The following is a 16,419-nucleotide window of genomic DNA, read 5'->3' on the forward strand; positions in this document are numbered from 1 at the left end:
CCTGGCGCGGGGGTCTGTGTGGGCGGGGTCGTGAGTGCGCACACAACACACCCGACCCCCCCCCCAGACCCGGGGCATTGCGTGTCCGGGGGCGCGGGCCTCAGGCGTCGGGGCCGGTGGCGGCGGCGATCGCGTCGGACAGCGGCGTGGTCGGGCGGCCCGCCAGCCGGGAGAGGTCGTCGACGCCCCCGGCCAGCTCACCCTTCTCGATGGACACGTCCACCCCGGCGAGGATGGCGGCGAGCGGCTCGGGCAGCCCGGCGCCGGTCAGGATGCCGGTGAGGGCCTCGGCGGAGACATTGGTGAAGCCGATCTCCCGCCCGGTCCGCCGGCTCAGCTCGGCCGCGTACTCGGCCATGCTCCACGCGCTGTCGCCGAACAGCTCGTACGCCGTGTTCTCGTGCCCCTCGCCGGTCAGTACGGCGACCGCGGCGGCGGCGTAGTCGGCGCGCGCGGCGGAGGCGATCCGGCCGTCACCGGTGGCGGCGACCACGGTGTTGTGCGCCAGCACCGGGGCCAGGTTCTCGGTGTAGTTCTCGTGGTACCAGCCGTTGCGCAGGAAGACGTACGGCACGCCCGAGTCCACGATCAGCCGCTCGGTGGCGCGGTGGTCGTCGGCGAGGGCGGCGGTCAGGCTCGCGGGGGCGCTGGTGTACGCGAGCAGCGCGACCCCGGCCGCCTTGGCGGCGTCCACGACGACCTTGTGCTGGGCGACGCGGTCCTTGTCGAACTCGCTGCCGGAGATCAGCAGCACCTTGTCGCCGGGGGCGAAGAGGTTGTCGAAGGTCCGGGGCGCGTTGTAGTCGGCGACGGCGATCCGTACGCCCCGGGCGGCGAGGTCGGCGGCCTTGGCCTCGTCGCGCACGACGGCGGTGAGCTGCCCGGCCGGCACCCGCTCCAGCAACTGTGCGACGACATGGCGGCCGAGGTGACCGGTGGCTCCGGTGACGACGATGCTCATGGGGGACTCTCCCTGTGGTTCCTGTGCCCCTCTGGGGAGGGGGTGGGGGTGGGTGGGGGTGGGGTGATCGAGGTACGAGCTATGTCACTCACCCTAGGGAGGGCACTAGCGAAAGGAAAGTACCCACTTTGAAGTAAGGTACCGGCATGTCGGTAAGTGAGAGCGAGAGTGTGAGCGTGAGCGGCGACGAGGCGATATGCCCGTACCGCCTGGTCCTGGAACATGTCACCAGCCGCTGGGGCGTCCTCGTCCTGATCGCGCTGCTCGAACGCCCGCACCGCTTCAGCGAGCTGCGCCGGGCGATCGACGGGGTCCGGCGGGTCAGCGAGAAGATGCTGACCCAGACCCTCCAGACCCTGGAACGCGACGGCCTCGTCCACCGGGACGCCAAGCCCGTGATCCCGCCCCGGGTCGACTACTCCCTCACCCCCCTGGGCCATGAGGCCGCCGAACAGGTCCGCGCGCTGGCCCTGTGGACGGAACGCCGGATGGGGGCGGTGGCGGAGGCGCGGGAGCGGTACGACGCGGCGCGGGGCGCTTCGCTGGGCTAGCGCCAGTACTGGCATCCAGCCGTCGGCCAGTACTGGAAAGCAGCCGTCGGCCAGTACCGGCAAGCAGCCGGCACCGGCACGGGGAGCACGGGGAGCACGAGGAGCACGGCGAGCACTGAGAAGCACGGGGGCATGAGAAGGGCCCGGGTACTTCCGCTACCCGGGCCCTTCTCACGCTCGTTCGCCGTCGCCGGCCTTCCCCTCGCGGGCGTCGGCTGGTGTCAGCCGACCACCGTCCAGGTGTCCCCGCCCGCGAGCAGCGCGGCGAGGTCGCCCTTGCCGTTCTGCTCGATGGCGGTGTCGAGTTGCTCGGTCATCTGGTCGTCGTAGACGGGCCGGTCGACGGAGCGCAGGACGCCGATGGGGGTGTGGTGCAGGGTGTCCGGGTCGGCGAGGCGGGACAGGGCGAACGCCGTGGTCGGTGAGGTGGCGTGCGCGTCGTGCACCAGCACCTGTGCCTCGTTCTGCGGGGTGACGTCGATGACCTGGAGGTCGCCGGTCCGCGGGTCCCGTACGACTCCCCGCGCGCCGTCGGCGCCGAAGCGGATCGGCTTGCCGTGCTCCAGGCGGATGACGGCTTCCTCGGCGCGCTGCCGGTCCTTGAGGGCGTCGAAGGCGCCGTCGTTGAAGATGTTGCAGTTCTGGTAGATCTCGACCAGGGCGGTGCCGGGGTGGGCGGCGGCCTCGCGCAGGACCTGGGTGAGGTGCTTGCGGTCGGAGTCGATGGTGCGGGCCACGAAGGACGCTTCCGCGCCGATCGCCAGCGACACCGGGTTGAAGGGCGCGTCGAGCGACCCCATCGGCGTCGACTTGGTGATCTTGCCGACCTCGGAGGTGGGCGAGTACTGGCCCTTGGTCAGCCCGTAGATCCGGTTGTTGAAGAGGAGGATCTTGAGGTTGACGTTGCGGCGCAGGGCGTGGATGAGGTGGTTGCCGCCGATGGACAGGGCGTCGCCGTCGCCGGTGACGACCCAGACGGACAGATCACGGCGGGAGGTGGCGAGGCCGGTGGCGATGGCGGGGGCCCGGCCGTGGATGGAGTGCATCCCGTAGGTGTTCATGTAGTACGGGAAGCGGGAGGAGCAGCCGATGCCGGAGACGAAGACGATGTTCTCCCTGGCGAGGCCCAGTTCGGGCATGAAGCCCTGCACGGCGGCGAGGATCGCGTAGTCACCGCAGCCGGGGCACCAGCGCACTTCCTGATCGGACTTGAAGTCCTTCATGGACTGGCGGGCCTCGGCCTTGGGGACGAGTGAAAGTGCCTCGATCGTGCCCGTGCCTTCCGTGGACGTCTCAGCCATCGATGGCCTCCTTGAGCGCCGTGGCGAGCTGTTCGGCCTTGAACGGCATGCCGTTCACCTGGTTGTAGCTGTGCGCGTCGACCAGGTACTTCGCCCGGATCAGGGTGGCGAGCTGGCCGAGGTTCATCTCGGGGATCACGACCTTGTCGTAGCCCTGGAGGACCGTGCCCAGATTCCGCGGGAAGGGGTTCAGGTGGCGCAGATGGGCCTGCGCGATCGGCAGCCCGGCGGTGCGCAGCCGGCGGACGGCGGCGGTGATGGGGCCGTAGGTGGAGCCCCAGCCGAGCACCAGGGTGCGGGCCCGGTCCGGGTCGTCGACGTCGAGGTCGGGCACGGTGATGCCGTCGATCTTCGCCTGCCGGGTGCGGACCATGAAGTCGTGGTTGGCGGGGTCGTACGAGATGTTCCCGGTGCCGTCCTGCTTCTCGATGCCGCCGATGCGGTGTTCGAGACCCGGCGTGCCGGGGACCGCCCACGGGCGGGCGAGGGTGTGCGGGTCGCGCTTGTACGGCCAGAACACCTCGGTGCCGTCGTCGAGTGTGTGGTTGGTGCCCTGCGCGAACTGCACCGCCAGATCGGGCAGCTCCTCCAGCTCCGGGATTCGCCACGGCTCGGAGCCGTTGGCCAGATAGCCGTCGCTCAGCAGCAGCACCGGGGTGCGGTAGGCCAGGGCGATCCGGGCCGCCTCGATCGCGGCGTCGAAGCAGTCGGCCGGGGTGCGCGGGGCGACGATCGGCACCGGCGCCTCGCCGTTGCGCCCGTACATCGCCTGGAGCAGATCGGCCTGCTCGGTCTTGGTGGGCAGGCCTGTGGAGGGGCCGCCGCGCTGGATGTCGATGACGAGCAGCGGCAGCTCCATCGACACCGCGAGCCCGATGGTCTCCGACTTCAGGGCGAGGCCGGGACCGCTGGTGGTGGTGACGGCGAGCGAGCCGCCGAACGCGGCACCGAGAGCGGCGCCGATACCGGAGATCTCGTCCTCGGCCTGGAAGCTGCGCACCCCGAAGTTCTTGTGCCGGCTCAGTTCGTGCAGCACGTCGGAGGCCGGGGTGATCGGGTACGAGCCCAGGAACAGCGGCAGATCCGCCTGCCGCGAGGCCGCGATCAGACCGTACGCGAGAGCCAGATTGCCGGAGATGTTCCGGTACGTCCCGACCGGGAAGGCGGTGGTGGCCGGGGCGACCTCGTAGGAGACCGCGAAGTCCTCGGTCGTCTCGCCGAAGTTCCAGCCCGCGCGGAACGCGGCGATGTTCGCGGCGGCGATCTCCGGCTTGCGCGCGAACTTCGTCGTCAGGAACTGCTCGGTGCCCTCCGTCGGCCGGTGGTACATCCACGACAGCAGGCCCAGCGCAAACATGTTCTTGCTGCGCTCGGCCTCCTTGCGGGACAGGTCGAAGTCCTTCAGCGCCTCCACGGTGAGCGTGGTCAGCGGCACCGGATGCAGGTGATACCCGTCGAGGGACCCGTCCTCCAGCGGATTGCTGTCGTAGCCGACCTTCTGCATGGCCCGCTTGGTGAACTCGTCCGTGTTGACGATGATCTCCGCGCCGCGCGGCACATCGCCGATGTTCGCCTTCAGCGCCGCCGGGTTCATCGCCACCAGGACGTTCGGCGCGTCACCGGGGGTGAGGATGTCATGGTCGGCGAAGTGGAGCTGGAACGACGACACCCCCGGCAGGGTCCCGGCGGGCGCCCGGATCTCGGCGGGGAAGTTCGGCAGGGTCGACAGGTCGTTGCCGAAGGACGCCGTCTCCGAGGTGAACCGGTCACCGGTGAGCTGCATGCCATCACCCGAGTCCCCCGCGAACCTGATGATCACCCGGTCCAGCCGGCGGACGTCCTTCGCTCCCACCGGTTTGCGCTGCTCTCCTATGACGGCTCCGTCGGCCTGTTCCTTCTCGCTACTGACCTGGCTGGTCACTGAACTGGACCTCCTTCGAGGCTGCTGTCGGGGCACGGCCCTCCCGCGGGCGCACCCTGGAGCAACCCTACGTCCGCCGAGGTCGCCCCTTCGGGGCCATTCGCATGATGAACACCCCTTTGAGACGGCCCACCACCCGGACGAGCGCCGCTCCGCCGCCCTGCCGCGCCTGTTCGGGAAGACGCCGCGGGGGTCGCGGGGGTTCTCCGGGCAGGGGTGTCGCACGGGGCCTTTCGGGTCATCCAGGCCCTCCGGGGCGCACGCCGGTGCTCTCGTCGGAGTGGGTCCCTCCGGGGGTCTGGCGAGCAGAAAGGGCTTTCAGGAGCCATCCGGGAGTCATTCAGGAGTTCAGATACGTGAGCACCGCCAGCACCCGCCGGTGGTCCCCCTCGCTCGGCGACAGGCCCAGCTTCAGGAAGATGTTGCTGACGTGCTTCTCCACGGCCCCGTCACTCACCACCAGCTGTTTGGCGATGGCCGAATTCGTACGGCCCTCGGCCATCAGCCCCAGCACCTCCCGCTCCCGCGGGGTCAGGCCCGCGAGCACGTCCTGCTTCCGGGACCGCCCGAGCAGCTGCGCGACCACCTCGGGGTCCAGCGCCGTACCGCCCCGGGCGACCCGCACCACCGCGTCCACGAACTCGCGGACCTCGGCCACCCGGTCCTTCAGCAGATACCCGACCCCCCGGCTCGACCCGGCGAGCAGCTCCGTCGCGTACCGCTCCTCCACGTACTGCGACAGCACCAGCACCCCGAGCCCCGGATACGACTTCCGCAACCGCACGGCCGCCCGGACCCCCTCGTCCGTGTGCGTCGGCGGCATCCGCACGTCCGCCACCACGACGTCCGGCAGCCCGCCCTCCGCGTCCAGCTCGGTCACGGTCTTGATCAACGCCTCCGCGTCACCGACCCCGGCGACCACGTCGTGCCCCCGGTCGGTGAGCAGCCGCGTCAGGCCTTCCCGCAGCAGCACCGAATCCTCGGCGATGACCACCCGCACCTTGTCCTCCACGATCCCGTCCCCCCACCCCGCCCGCCGTTCCCGGCGAACGGCTCCATCCCACAGCGCGAACAGGTCCAGCATTCCAGCATTCAGACCTGCGTGCGTATGGGTGGGGCGGGAGTGGGAGGGGGGTGGGTCTGCGGGGGAGGGGGCGGGGGTGCGTCTGCGGGGGAGGGTTCCGGCGGCAGCAGGGTCACCCCACCCCCGCCTCACCGCACCGGCGCCTCACCTCAGCCCCGCCCCACCCCAACCCCCGCCTCACCTCACCGACGCGCTCACCTCCGCCACGGCAGCTCCGCGGTCACCCGCGTGGGTCCGCCCGGCGGGGAGTCGACGACCAGGATGCCGTCCACCGCGTCCAGGCGGCCCGCGAGGCCGGCGAGGCCCGAACCGGCCTCCGCGTCCGCGCCGCCCACCCCGTCGTCCGTGACCTGGAGCATCAGCCGGTTCTCCACCCGCCACACATCCACCCACGCCGACCGGGCCCGCGCGTGCTTGCTGATGTTCTGGAGCAGCTCGGAGACCGTGAAGTACGCGATCCCCTCGATCGCCGGAGCCGGCCGCTCCACCAGGTCCACATCCACCCGTACCGGCACCGCGCACCGCGAGGCCACCGACGACAGCGCCGCGTCAAGACCCCGGTCCGTCAGCACCGCCGGGTGGATGCCGCGGGCCAGATCCCGCAGCTCCTGCAACGCCGTCTTCACCTCGCCGTGCGCCTCGTCCACCATCCGCGCCGCCGCCTGCGGGTCCTCGCTCAGCTTCTCCTTCGCCAGCCCCAGATCCATCGCCAGATTGACCAGCCGGGCCTGCGCCCCGTCGTGCAGATCCCGTTCGATGCGCCGCAGGTCCGCCGCGGCCGTGTCGACGACGACCCCGCGGTCCGACTCCAGCTCCACCACCCGCGTGGCCAGCTGCGACGCCCCGAGCAGCCCGTGCACCATCAGCCGGTCCACCGTGGTCAGCGCCCGCACGATCCACGGCGCCGACAGCACGAACAGCAGCCCGACCGCCGCGGTCACCCCGATCTCGAAGGGGTTGTCGAGATACATCCGGTGCGTTTCGTCGCCGTACAGCTGGATCCCGTCCTGCCCGCCGTACATCGGCAGCACCCAGAACCACAGCGGGTACGTCATCAGCGTCCACCCCGTGACCCAGACCGTCACCGCCACGCCGAACGAGAAGACCGCCCACGGCAGATGCAGCACCGAGTACAGCAGCGCCCGCCAGGAGGCGCCGCTCTTGAGCACCGCCCACATCCAGCCCATCGCGCCGCCCTTGCCCACCCGCAGCGGCTCCGGCGCGGCCACCTCCAGCCGCAGCAGCCCGCGCGCCCGCGCCCGCTCCACCGCGCCCAGGCCCCGGCAGCCGGCCAGCGCCGCCGCCAGCACCGGAATGCCGAGGAAGGTCACCAGCAGGCCCGCCCCCAGCGAGAACATCGTGACCGCGTAGGTGAACAGCGCGATGCTCAGCGGCAGGCTCAGCAGCACATAGAGGAACTCCCGCCAGGCCCGCCCCTCGAACGGCGCCCGCAGCCCGACCGGCAGCCATCCGCCCCGGTTTCCGTAACCGGCCCCGTACTCGTGCCCGTACTCCGTCGTGGTCATCGGCGTCGTCCCGTCCCGTTCCCTCGCTACCGATCCTGGGTGTGCTCTCGCATCCGTCCTTGCGCCACCAGCGTCCCTTCGCCGCGGGCTCCGGACCATGGAGGACGTCGGCGTCTTGGGAGGGGGGTTTTCCCTACCCCCCGCCTCATACCTTCCGCCGGCGCCACGGCAGCTCGGCGGTGATCGTCGTGGGGCCGCCCTCGGGGGAGTCGACGACGAACAGGCCGTCCACCGCGCCCAGCCGGTCCGACAGACCCCGCATGCCCGTGCCGCCGTCCAGGCTCGCGCCGCCGCGGCCGTCGTCCGCGACCTGGATGAGCAGCCGCTCCTCCGTCCGCCACACATCCACCGCCGCGGACTTCGCCCGGCTGTGCTTGCTCACGTTCTGGAGCAGCTCGGAGACCGTGAAGTACGCGATGCCCTCGATGGCCTCGGCCGGTCGCTCCACCAGGTCGACGGTCACCTTCACCGGCACCGTGCACCGCGAGGCCACCGAGGACAGCGCCGCGTCGAGCCCCCGGTCGGTGAGCACCGCCGGATGGATGCCGCGGGCCAGATCCCGCAGCTCCTGAAGGGCCAGCTTCACCTCGCCGTGCGCCTCCTCGACCATCACCGCGGCCGTGTCCGGGTCCTCCAGCAGCTTCTCCTTGGCCAGCCCCAGCCCCATGGCGAGATTGACCAGCCGGGCCTGCGCCCCGTCGTGCAGATCCCGTTCGATGCGCCGCAGGTCCGCCGCGGCCGTGTCGACCACGACCCCGCGGTCCGACTCCAGCTCCGCGATCCGCCGCTCCAGCTCGTCCGACGGCGAGAGCAGCCCGCGCACCATCGCCCGGTCCACATTGGCCAGGCCCCGCGCGATGAACGGCAGCACCGGCCACAGCACGAACAGCGACACCAGCGTGATCGTGAAGGTGAGGATGCCCCAGGGCAGCCGGATGAAGTCGTACAGGACCGTCCGCCAGCCCACCGGGTCCTTGACCATCATCCATATCCGCGCGAAGAGCCCGTCGTCCCGAGCGCCGCGCCACGGCAGCGGGCTCGGCTCGTCCACCCGCACCCCGAGCAGCGCCCGCGCCCGCGCGCGCTCCAGCCGGCCCAGCCGCCGCGCGCCCATCAGCCCCAGCGCGAGCAGCGGGAAGCCGATCACGGTGACGGTCAGAAAGGCGCCGGTGACCAGCACCGTCGTCGTGTAGACGAAGCCGATCAGCGCCATCGGCAGATTGACCAGGAGATGCGCGATCTCCTTCCAGGTGTGCTGGTCGTAGCCCAGGCGGGGCGGCGGCAGGCGGTCGTCACGGGCGGCGGTCTCGTCACCGTCGCCCGGCCGGGCATCCCGGTCGGCCTGGCCGGTGCCCGCGGACGGGATTCGTTCGGTCATGACAGCCAGCGTGCCCGGCCGCGGTCGCCCGCGCCATGAGGTGGACCGCCCGGTTCCCCTGAGGAAAACCCCACCCCCGTGCCCCGACCCCTGACAGGCTGCTTACCGCGCCTTTAGCAGGGCCTAGACTCCCGTGCGTACAGATCGTCGAACAGTGGCGTACACGGCGTCGTGATCGAGGCCGGGACGGTCGTCCCGGTGCCGGGACCGACGTTCGTCTCAGGTATCGGGACCGACGGTCGTCCCGGTGCCGGGACTGTCGGGACCATCGGGACTACAGGGCGAGGCCAGGGAGCGAGGGACGGACGTGAGGCAACCGACCGTCGAACCGGTGGAGGTCATCGCGACCGAGGCCGTCGCGGCGGACTACTTCCAGTCGTACTCGGTCGTCGGGGTGCTGGCCGTGATCGGCGTGCTCTTCGTCGCCGTGGCCTTCGGCGCCGGGCGGCTGCTGCGCCCCGTCGTCCCGACGCCCGAGAAGCTGCTGACGTACGAGTGCGGCGTCGACCCCGTGGGCGAGGGCTGGGCCCACACCCAGGTCCGCTACTACGTCTACGCCTTCCTCTACGTCATCTTCGCCGTCGACTCGATCTTCCTCTTCCCCTGGGCGACCGTCTTCGCCGACCCCGGCTACGGCGCGACCACGCTGGTCGAGATGTTCATCTTCCTCGGCTTCCTCGCCGTGGGACTGCTCTACGCCTACAAGAAGGGGGTTCTGGAATGGACGTGACCCCGCCGGACGCGGAGCGGCACGAACCGGTGCCGGTTCCGGTGTCGGTTCCGGCCTCGGCACCGGTGCCGCTGCCGGAGCCCAGTCGCCTCGGCGCCCTCGCCCGCCTCGCCCCCGAGCCCATGAAGGTCGTCCTGAACTGGGGCCGCCGCTACTCGCTCTGGGTCTTCAACTTCGGTCTGGCCTGCTGCGCCATCGAGTTCATCGCCGCGTCCATGGCCCGCCACGACTTCATCCGGCTCGGCGTCATCCCCTTCGCGCCGGGCCCCCGCCAGGCCGACCTGATGGTCGTCTCCGGCACGGTCACCGACAAGATGGCCCCCGCCATCAAACGCCTGTACGAGCAGATGCCCGAGCCGAAGTACGTCATCTCCTTCGGCGCCTGCTCCAACTGCGGCGGCCCGTACTGGGACTCCTACTCCGTCACCAAGGGCGTCGACCAGATCATCCCCGTGGACGTCTATGTCCCGGGCTGCCCGCCCCGCCCCGAGGCCCTCCTCCAGGGCATCCTCAAACTCCAGGAGAAGATCGCCCGCGAGTCGCTGGGCGAGCGCTACGGCACCACCGGCTCCGGCCCGTCCGCCGCCGCCCTCCAGAGCGGTCTGGTCCGGCCACCGGCCGCCGAGGGGGACACCCGATGACCGCCGTCGGCTGGCTGCCGGCCACCGCCGAGGAGCTCTTCGGCGCGGCGGCCACGGCCGAGGAGTCCTACTCCCTCCTCACCGTCGACGTACCCCCCACCACCTGGACCGACGCCCTGCGCACCGCCCGCGACACGCTCGGCTGCACCTACTTCGACTGGCTCAGCGCCGTCGACGAACCCGGCACCGGCTTCCGCGTCGCCGCCCATGTCGTGGCGCTGGCGCCGGTCCGGCGGCTGCTCCTGCGCACCACCGTCCCGCACGACGCCCCGGCCCTCGCCTCCGCCGTCGGCGTCTACGCGGGTGCCGCCTGGCACGAGCGCGAGACCCACGAGATGTTCGGCGTCGACTTCGCCGGCCACCCGGGCCTCGACCACCTCCTCCTCCCCGACACCTTCGAGGGCCATCCGCTGCGCAAGGACTTCGTCCTCGCCGCCCGCGTCGCCAAGGCCTGGCCCGGCGCCAAGGAACCCGGCGAGTCGGAACACGGCGGCCCCAAACGCCGCCAGATGCTCCCCCCGGGCGTCCCCGACCCCAACGAATGGGGCCCCCAGAAGGGCCAGCTCCCCCCTGCCCCGACCCGCCCGGCCCGAGGCGCGGGACGTGCGGCGGGGGCGGGCGGGAGAGCGGCGGGCGCGGGCGCGCGGGCCGCGGGTGCCGGGGAACGGGCCGCGGGTGCCGGGGAACGGGCCGCGGGTGCCGGTGAGCGTCCCGTACGGCGCTCCCGTACGGCGTCGGAGGGCTCCGCCAGCCAGACGCCGCCTCCCGGCACCGCAGGCACGCCGGATACGCCGGATACGCCGGGCACTCCGGACACCTCGAACACGCCGGACCAGTCGCCGGGCGCGCCCCCCTCCGGCGCCCCACGCCGGGCCCGTAGCGCTGCCGAAGGCTCGGCCTCCCAACAGCCGTCCGGCCCACGCCGGTCACGCGGCGCGTCCGACGGCTCGGCGTCCCAACGGACGGGGGCGACGGAGTCGGCTGGTACGCCGGACAAGCCCTCGGATGAGCCCTCGAACGGGCCCTCTGCCTCGCCGGACCCCGCCCCCGGCCGCCCCACCACCTCCCCGCGCAGCCCGGACGCGCCCTGGCACCACGCCCGCCCGGCCTTCGAGGAACCGGCCGGGGAGACACCGGCGGACACGGACGCGGACACCGACGACACGGATACGTCCACGGACGCGCCCACCGAAACTCCGCAACCCCCCACCACTCCCACCGACCCCGCTACTCCCCCCGCCCCCGAAGACCCGGAAGGAGGCCGGCAGTGAACGACGCCCTGGACGTCGCCCTGCGACTCCTGATCGTCTTCGTCGTGTTCCTCACCTTCCCCCTGCTCGTCGGCCAGACCGAGCACAAGGTCATGGCCCATATGCAGGGCCGGCTCGGCCCCATGTACGCCGGCGGCTTCCACGGCTGGGCCCAGCTCGTGGCCGACGGCGTGAAGTTCGCGCAGAAGGAAGACATCGTCCCCAGCGGCGCGGACCGCCGTATCTTCCAGCTCGCCCCGGCCGTGGCCCTCCTCCCGTACCTCCTCGTCCTGCTCGCCATCCCGATCGGCCCCGGCGAGGGCGCGGTCGGTGAGGTGATCGACGCGGGCGTGTTCTTCGTGCTCGCCGTCATGGGCGTCGGCGTGCTCGGGTCGCTGATGGCCGGATGGGCCTCCGCCAACAAGTTCTCCCTCCTCGGCGGCCTGCGCACCGCCGCCCAGCTCCTCGCCTACGAACTCCCCATGCTGCTCGCCGCCGCCTCCGTCGCCATGGCGGCCGGCACGGTCTCGCTGCCCGGCATCCTCGACGCCTTCGAGTGGTGGTGGCTGCCCTGGCAGATCGTCGGCGCGATCGTCTTCTTCGTGGCGGGCCTCGCCGAGTTGCAGCGCCCGCCGTTCGACATGCCGGTCGCCGACTCCGAGATCATCTTCGGCGCGTACACCGAGTACACCGGCCTGCGTTTCGCCCTCTTCCTCCTCGCCGAGTACGCCGGGATCGTCGTCCTGTGCGGCCTGACCACCGTCCTCTTCCTGGGCGGCTGGCACGGCCCCTGGGGCGCCGACGGCCTCGGCTGGGTCTGGACCCTGCTGAAGGCGGCCGTCCTCGCGTTCCTCGTGATCTGGCTGCGCGTCACCTACCCCCGGCTGCGCGAGGACCAGCTCCAGAAGTTCTCCTGGACCCTCCTCGTCCCCCTCTCCCTCGCCCAGATCGCCCTCACCGGCGTCGTCAAGGTGGTGATCCAGTAGCCATGGCCGAGTCCACCCCGGAGTCCACCCCGTCCCCCCGGTCCCGCTTCCCCGGCAGCGGCCTCGCCAAGGGCCTGGCCGTCACCCTGCGCACGATGACCCGCAGGTCCGTCACCCAGCAGTACCCCGACGTCCAGCCCGATCTCCCGCCCCGCAGCCGGGGCGTCATCGGTCTCTTCGAGGAGAACTGCACGGTCTGCATGCTCTGCGCCCGTGAGTGCCCGGACTGGTGCATCTACATCGACTCCCACAAGGAGACGATCCCGGCGGCGGCCCCCGGTGGCCGCGAGCGCAGCCGCAACGTCCTCGACCGCTTCGCCATCGACTTCTCCCTGTGCATGTACTGCGGTATCTGCATCGAGGTCTGTCCTTTCGACGCCCTCTTCTGGTCACCGGAGTTCGAGTACGCCGAGACCGACATCCTCGACCTCACCCACGAGCGCGACAAACTCCGCGAGTGGATGTGGACGGTCCCGGCCCCACCGGCCCTCGACCCGGGCGCGGAGGAACCGAAGGAGATCGCCGCAGCCCACAAGACCGCCGAGAAACTCGCGGCCACGCAGGCCCCGCAGCCGGCCCCCGGGACCGAGCGGACGACCGGCGGCGCCGAGGGAGACGACTCATGACCCTCGCCGCCACCGCCGCAGCCGCCGCGACGGCAGCGCACACCACGCTGACCACGGCCGCCGCTTCCGCCACCGCCTCCGGCGCGACCGCCGACACCCGCGGCTTCCTCTCCCCGACCGGCGTCGAGATCGCCTTCCTCCTCGTCGGCCTCGTCACCTTCGGCGCCGCGATCGTCACCGTCACCACCCGGCAACTGGTCCACGCCGCCCTCTGGCTCGTCGTCGCCCTCGGCGGCCTCGCCGTCGAATACCTCCTCCTCACCGCCGAGTTCATCGCCTGGGTCCAGGTGCTGATCTACGTCGGTTCCGTCGTCGTCCTCCTGCTGTTCGGTCTGATGCTCACCAAGGCCCCCATCGGCCGCAGCCCCGACGCCGACTCCGGCAACCGCTGGGTCGCCCTCGGTGTGGCCGTCGTCGCCGCGGCCCTGCTGATCTGGGTGGTCGTGGACGCCTTCCGGGCCACCTGGATCAACCTCGAAGGCGCCGCCGCCGGCTCCACCCGCGTCACCGGCGAGAGCCTCTTCCAGAACTGGGTCCTCCCCTTCGAGGCCCTCTCCGTCCTCCTCCTGTCCGCCCTGGTCGGCGCGATCGTCCTGTCCCGCAAGGCAAAGCCGAACGCGTCACCGGCGAAGAAAACGACACCGGGCACCACGCCCACGGGCACCAACGCCGGTCCCCCCGGCACCGGTCCCGCTCCCGGCCCCGGCACAGGCCCCGACCTCGGCACCGCTCCCGGCACTGAGTCGGCCCCCGGCACCGGACCCGATCTCGCCATGGGCTCTGGCCCCGGCACCGAACCCGACCTCAGCACCGGCACCGCGCCCGGCATCGAGCCCGGTACCGCCCCCGGCACCAGCACCACGCCCACGGGCACCAACGCCGGTCCCCCCGGCACCGGTCCCGCCCCCGGCACCGCCCCCGACCTCAGCACCGGCACCGCCCCCGGTATCGAGCCCGGTACCGCCCCCGGCACCGGCACCGCCCCCAGCATCGAGCCCGCCCCCACCCCCGCCCCGCAGGCGCCCACGGACCAGGAAGGCGCCCGCTGATGCATCTCGCCTATCCCGTCGTGCTGTCGGCCCTCCTCTTCTGCACCGGCCTGTACGGCGTCCTCGCCCGCCGCAACGCGATCCTGGTGCTGATGTCCGTCGAGCTGATGCTCAACGCCGTCAACCTCAACCTCGTCGCCTTCGACGTCTGGCTCAGCAAGGCCGCCGAAGAAACCCTGCACTCCGGCCAGGCCCTGACCCTGTTCACCATCGCCATCGCCGCCGCCGAGATCGGCATCGGCCTGGCGATCGTCCTCGCCGTCCACCGCAACCGCGGCACCTCCGACATCGACAAGCTCCGCGACACCGCCGAGGGCCCCGACGACGACGCCCCCGACGACGACGCCCCCGACGACGCCGGCCCCGACGGCGACCTCCCCCCGACCGACCGGGCCGCCGAGAAGGCCGAGGCCACCGCGTGACGACCACCACCCTCGCCGTTCTCGTCCCCCTCCTGCCCTTCCTGGGAGCCGCCGCCGGCCTCTCCGTCGGCCGCACGAGCCCCGGCTTCGTCCGCCCGCTGGCGGTCCTGCCCGCCCTCGCCTCCCTCGTCCTCACCGTCCTGGTCGCCGTGCGCCAGGGCGGCGACGCCCCGATCGACGCGGCCACCGAGCTGACGCCCACCGGCTCCGTGCCGGTCTACCTCGCCCTGCACATCGACGGCTTCGCCGCGCTCGTCGCCGTACTGGTCGCCTTCATCGCGTGCTGCGTGCAGATCTACTCGATGGGCTATCTGCGCGACGACCCCCGCTACCCGTCCTACGCCGCCCTCGTCTCGCTGTTCACCTCCGCGATGCTCCTGGTCGTCTACTCCGGCGATCTGATGGTGCTGCTCGTCGGCTGGGAAGTCATGGGCATCTGCTCCTACTTCCTGGTCGGCCACTACTGGGAGACCCCCGAGGCCCGCGCCGCCTCCCTCAAGGCCTTCCTTGTCACCAAGCTCGGCGACGTCCCCTTCCTCATCGGTCTGTTCGCCCTCGCCACCGACGCGGGCTCCTTCCGGATCACCGAGATCCTGCGCACCGTCGCAGACGGCGGCCTGGACCACCCGACCCCGATCGCCCTCCTGCTGCTCGCCGGAGTCGCGGGCAAGTCGGCCCAGTTCCCGCTGCACACCTGGCTCCCGGACGCGATGGCGGGCCCCACGCCCGTCTCCGCGCTGATCCACGCCGCGACGATGGTCGCCGCCGGTGTCTACTTCGTCGCCCGGCTCCTCCCCGTCTTCCAGGCGTCCGCCGCCGCGATGGTCGTCCTCGCCGTGATGGCCGCCGTCACCATGGCCGGCTCGGGCCTCGCCGCGATCGCCCAGGACGACATCAAACGCGTCCTCGCCTACTCGACCATCGGCCAGCTCGGCTACATGACCGGCGCCCTCGCCGTCGGCGACCGTGGTGCCGCCGTCTTCCACCTCCTGTCCCACGGCGCCTTCAAGGCGCTGCTGTTCCTCGCCGCCGGCGTGATCATCCACGCCGCCGGCACCAACTCGCTCGCCGCCATGTCCCGCATGCGCGACCTGCGCGAACGCGTCCCCGACGCCTATTGGACGATGACCGTGGCCCTGCTCGCGCTGGCCGCGATCCCGCCGTTCAGCGGCTTCTTCTCCAAGGAGTCCGTGCTCGGCGCCGCCGAGCAGGTCATCGTCGGCCACGGCGCCCCCGCCCCCGGTGCCGCGGGCTGGATCGTCCTGGTCGCCGGACTCGTCACCGCCGTGCTCACCGCCGCCTACGCGATGCGCCTGTGGCTGCTCGCCTTCCGCGGTCACGGCGAGGAAGCCCCCGACCACGGCCGTCAGCCGCTGACCATGACCCTCGTGCTCTGGGTCCTCGCGGCCCCCTCCCTCGCCTTCGGCGGGTTCGCCTACCGCGGACTCCAGGGCTGGTTCGACGGCGGCGACCTCGCCCCGACCCTGCTGACCTCGGTCCTGGGCACCGGCGCCGCCCTAGTCGGCGGCATCGCCACCTACGCCGCCTGGCGCCACACCCGCGCCCGCGCCGACCTCGCCCCCCTGGGCGCCGTCGCCGCCCACCCCGAGGCCGACGCCGGAGCGGTCGAGGCCGAGGTCATCGCCACCCACACACCCGCCTACGGGGACATCGCCGACGCGCCCGACCCGGCGGACCCCGGACGGCTGCTGCTCGGCCCGCTGCACCGCCCCGCCGCCGCGGGCTTCCACCTCGACGCCCTGTACGCGGCGCTGTTCGTCCGCCCGGTGCAGGCCGCGGCGAGTCTCGTCCGGTTCCTCGACCGCGAGGTCGTCGACACCTACGTCCAGGGAGCCGGGGCGCTACCGCGCTGGCTGGGGGCCGCCGTGCGCCGCGCCCAGACCGGCAATGTGCAGACCTATGTGAGCGCGCTGCTCGCCGGCACCGTCGTTCTCGCGGTCGCCGCCGTCCTCGTCGCCACGGGAGCGTGAGC

At 72.0% G+C, this 16,419-nt stretch carries 14 protein-coding genes and 1 pseudogene; 9 read left to right on the forward strand and 6 right to left on the reverse strand.

Annotated elements, in window-relative coordinates:
- Positions 1-100: 100 nt before the first annotated feature.
- Positions 101-961, reverse strand: a complete 861-nt coding sequence (locus tag ACFXAZ_RS00680; RefSeq protein WP_384582851.1) for an SDR family oxidoreductase — start codon at positions 959-961, stop codon at positions 101-103.
- 146 nt (positions 962-1,107) lie between these two features.
- Here ACFXAZ_RS00680 and ACFXAZ_RS00685 point away from each other — a divergent pair, with 146 nt between their 5' ends.
- The gene (locus tag ACFXAZ_RS00685; RefSeq protein ID WP_384582854.1) at positions 1,108-1,512 is read left to right on the forward strand and encodes a winged helix-turn-helix transcriptional regulator; all 405 of its coding nucleotides are present in this window, start codon (positions 1,108-1,110) and stop codon (positions 1,510-1,512) included.
- A 221-nt stretch (positions 1,513-1,733) separates the two neighbouring features.
- On the opposite strand, the gene ACFXAZ_RS00690 is transcribed toward ACFXAZ_RS00685, so the two are convergent.
- From ACFXAZ_RS00690 to ACFXAZ_RS00710, 5 genes are all read right to left on the reverse strand, one after another.
- Positions 1,734-2,813 (reverse strand): 2-oxoacid:ferredoxin oxidoreductase subunit beta, encoded by a 1,080-nt coding sequence (locus ACFXAZ_RS00690; protein ID WP_384582856.1) that lies wholly within the window; start codon positions 2,811-2,813, stop codon positions 1,734-1,736.
- Positions 2,806-4,734: a 2-oxoacid:acceptor oxidoreductase subunit alpha gene (locus ACFXAZ_RS00695; RefSeq protein ID WP_384582859.1), complete on the reverse strand. Its 1,929-nt coding sequence runs from the start codon at positions 4,732-4,734 to the stop codon at positions 2,806-2,808. The genes ACFXAZ_RS00690 and ACFXAZ_RS00695 overlap by 8 nt, the downstream gene beginning before the upstream one ends.
- Positions 4,735-5,074: 340 nt before the next feature.
- Complete coding sequence (locus ACFXAZ_RS00700; RefSeq protein WP_382680608.1) at positions 5,075-5,734, reverse strand: LuxR C-terminal-related transcriptional regulator; 660 nt, start codon at positions 5,732-5,734, stop codon at positions 5,075-5,077.
- 278 nt (positions 5,735-6,012) lie between these two features.
- A complete protein-coding gene (locus ACFXAZ_RS00705) occupies positions 6,013-7,344 on the reverse strand; it encodes a sensor histidine kinase (RefSeq protein WP_384582861.1) in 1,332 nt (443 codons plus the stop codon).
- A gap of 145 nt (positions 7,345-7,489) precedes the next feature.
- Positions 7,490-8,722, reverse strand: a complete 1,233-nt coding sequence (locus tag ACFXAZ_RS00710) for a sensor histidine kinase (RefSeq protein ID WP_384582864.1) — start codon at positions 8,720-8,722, stop codon at positions 7,490-7,492.
- A 307-nt stretch (positions 8,723-9,029) separates the two neighbouring features.
- Here ACFXAZ_RS00710 and ACFXAZ_RS00715 point away from each other — a divergent pair, with 307 nt between their 5' ends.
- From ACFXAZ_RS00715 to ACFXAZ_RS00750, 8 genes and pseudogenes are all read left to right on the forward strand, one after another.
- On the forward strand, positions 9,030-9,452 hold the full coding sequence (locus ACFXAZ_RS00715) for an NADH-quinone oxidoreductase subunit A (RefSeq protein WP_382680308.1): 423 nt from the start codon (positions 9,030-9,032) through the stop codon (positions 9,450-9,452).
- Positions 9,443-10,093: an NADH-quinone oxidoreductase subunit B gene (locus tag ACFXAZ_RS00720; RefSeq protein WP_384582867.1), complete on the forward strand. Its 651-nt coding sequence runs from the start codon at positions 9,443-9,445 to the stop codon at positions 10,091-10,093. The genes ACFXAZ_RS00715 and ACFXAZ_RS00720 overlap by 10 nt, the downstream gene beginning before the upstream one ends.
- Entirely contained in the window at positions 10,090-11,364 is a 1,275-nt protein-coding gene (locus ACFXAZ_RS00725; RefSeq protein WP_384582870.1) for an NADH-quinone oxidoreductase subunit C, read from the forward strand. Before ACFXAZ_RS00720 ends, ACFXAZ_RS00725 begins: the two co-directional genes overlap by 4 nt.
- Positions 11,361-12,329 (forward strand): NADH-quinone oxidoreductase subunit H, encoded by a 969-nt coding sequence (locus ACFXAZ_RS00730; protein ID WP_384582873.1) that lies wholly within the window; start codon positions 11,361-11,363, stop codon positions 12,327-12,329. Before ACFXAZ_RS00725 ends, ACFXAZ_RS00730 begins: the two co-directional genes overlap by 4 nt.
- Before the next feature lie 2 nt (positions 12,330-12,331).
- The gene (locus ACFXAZ_RS00735; protein ID WP_384582876.1) at positions 12,332-12,955 is read left to right on the forward strand and encodes a NuoI/complex I 23 kDa subunit family protein; all 624 of its coding nucleotides are present in this window, start codon (positions 12,332-12,334) and stop codon (positions 12,953-12,955) included.
- Positions 12,952-13,573: pseudogene (locus ACFXAZ_RS00740) on the forward strand (NADH-quinone oxidoreductase subunit J); the annotation flags it as partial. The gene ACFXAZ_RS00735 and the pseudogene ACFXAZ_RS00740, both read left to right, overlap by 4 nt.
- Before the next feature lie 430 nt (positions 13,574-14,003).
- Positions 14,004-14,426: an NADH-quinone oxidoreductase subunit NuoK gene (nuoK, locus tag ACFXAZ_RS00745; RefSeq protein WP_384582879.1), complete on the forward strand. Its 423-nt coding sequence runs from the start codon at positions 14,004-14,006 to the stop codon at positions 14,424-14,426.
- Positions 14,423-16,417, forward strand: coding sequence for an NADH-quinone oxidoreductase subunit L (locus ACFXAZ_RS00750; protein WP_384582882.1), 1,995 nt, complete (start codon positions 14,423-14,425; stop codon positions 16,415-16,417). The genes nuoK and ACFXAZ_RS00750 overlap by 4 nt, the downstream gene beginning before the upstream one ends.
- Positions 16,418-16,419: the final 2 nt, after the last annotated feature.

Origin of the sequence: Streptomyces sp. NPDC059477 (assembly GCF_042749375.1) — a bacterium.
GTDB lineage: Bacteria > Actinomycetota > Actinomycetes > Streptomycetales > Streptomycetaceae > Streptomyces.